This is a genomic window from Quyinboa ferrireducens (genome assembly GCF_042436675.1).
Classification (GTDB): domain Bacteria; phylum Bacteroidota; class Bacteroidia; order Bacteroidales; family UBA5342; genus JBHJHP01.
The window spans coordinates 1-1,562 of the sequence record NZ_JBHMVA010000061.1 but is presented as its reverse complement, the minus strand read 5'-3'; the positions used below and the strand labels follow the sequence as shown (position 1 = coordinate 1,562).

1 protein-coding gene is annotated in these 1,562 nt (G+C 36.2%); it reads right to left on the bottom strand.

Annotated features, from left to right (window positions below):
• Nucleotides 1–554: hypothetical protein (locus tag ACE01N_RS20385; RefSeq protein WP_380592905.1), on the bottom strand; the 554-nt coding region annotated here is incomplete at its 3' end.
• Between the last annotated feature and the right edge of the window lie 1,008 nt (nucleotides 555–1,562).

Below are 1,562 nucleotides of genomic sequence, written 5' to 3'. Positions count from 1 at the left end.
AATTCAATATTAATATAATTAGAACTTTCAGGAATATTTTCAATAGGAATTGAAGTAAAACATCTATATAAGCCTTTGGGAATTACACTATCTGGTTGTGTTAATAACTTTAAACTAATGATTTCAGGTTTTTTTGAAAAAAAAGTATCAATTATTGCCTCTTTGAATTCATAGCAGTCGCTATCTATTTCCAAAACTATTTTATCATGATAAAATTTAAAGTCTCCATCTTCCAATTCAGTTGTAATCCTAATTCTATAATTTGTAGTAGAAGAATCAACATTAAATTTCCATTCAGTTCTAATTGAATCGGGATTAAAGTTGTAGCTATTAAGAATGTAGGTGTTTTTGTCAATTTTGTTATAAATTCCTTCTGAGTAATATCCAAAAGAGTTAGTTTCTCCATCCCAGTAAAATTTTGAATACATGAATGTTGAGTCGCTCTTAAAAATAATTTGGTGTGATGGTTGAAACATTCCACATACACCAATTCTTCTACAACCATATGTTAAAGTCAAGATTATTGTTAATGGTATAAGTTTAATTAATTTCATAAATAAGAATTGTTTCTCAACTCAAAATTGCATACAACGTTCCCGCGGTATGCTGTCGTGGCAGTTTCTTTCCGACGGGAAAGGAACTGTCAGGACAAAAGAGACAGCCTGCGAACGTTGAAATATTTTGTTTAAAAATACTACCATGCAGTATGACCGCGTGTTGTAAATAGTGCCTTCTTTTGTTCTCTCACGGGTGCTCTTTAAATTGATGCTCCACAAATTAAACACTCCGGCAAATCAAATGAGATTCAGCCACCCATGGCCGGATAATGTAAATCAAAACTCAACGATATTGCATCAACCCAAAACGATATTGCGTCAAAATATGAATCTTCAAAGTTTTGTAGACTGAGATTCCACCCGACACCTGGTTTAAATCAAACGATGATCCAGTTTTAAAAAGAACGTTCCCTGCTTCAGCCGAAAGAGGGTGGAAGCCAGTTTTAAAATAATCAAACAACTAATCACGGCATTATTTACAACGTTCCCGCGGTATGCTGTCGTGGCAGTTTCTTTCCGACGGGAAAGGAACTGTCAGGACAAAAGAGCCTAACCGCGAACGTTGAAATATTTTAGTTAAAAGTACTGCCATGCAGTATGACCGCGTGTTGTATGTAGTACCTTCTTTTGTTCTCTCACTGGTGCTCTTTAAATTGATGCTTCACAAATTAAACACTTCAGCAAATCAAATGAGATTCAGCCACCCACGACCGGATAATGTAAATCAAAACTTTACGATATTGCATCAACCCCAAACGATATTGCGTCAAAATACGAAACTTTAAAGTTGTGTAGACTGAGACTCCACCCGACACCTGGTTAAAATCAATCGTTGATCCTGTTTAATAAAGAACGTTCCCTGCTTCAGCCTAAAAAGGGTGGAGGCCAGTTTTAAAATAATCAAACTACTAATCCCGGTATTACATACAACGTTCCCGCAGTATGCTGTCGTGGCAGTTTCTTTCCGACGGGAAAGGAACTGTCAGGACAAAATAGCCCGACTGC